1 tRNA gene is annotated in these 283 nt (G+C 50.9%); it reads right to left on the bottom strand.

From position 1 onward, the window contains the following. Positions 1-72: transfer RNA gene (locus ACL9RI_RS27705), tRNA-Glu, on the bottom strand. Between the last annotated feature and the right edge of the window lie 211 nt (positions 73-283).

The raw sequence follows: 283 nt of genomic DNA, 5'->3' as shown, positions 1-283 counted from the left end.
GTCCCCAAGGGGATTCGAACCCCTGTACTCACCGTGAAAGGGTGATGTCCTAGGCCTCTAGACGATGGGGACAGAAATCTGTCCTGAATGCCCTGTTGCGCATCCTGACCTGGTACTGCAGCAATATTGCAGAAACAAAAAAAGCCTGACTTATCAGGCCCATTCAGCACTGCATCATTACATTCCAACTCAATACAACTAAAAATCCTGGCGTCCCCAAGGGGATTCGAACCCCTGTACTCACCGTGAAAGGGTGATGTCCTAGGCCTCTAGACGATGGGGA

The organism is Janthinobacterium sp. Mn2066, assembly GCF_049319705.1.
Taxonomy (GTDB): domain Bacteria; phylum Pseudomonadota; class Gammaproteobacteria; order Burkholderiales; family Burkholderiaceae_D; genus Janthinobacterium.
This window is presented reverse-complemented; position numbering and strand designations above follow the sequence as displayed.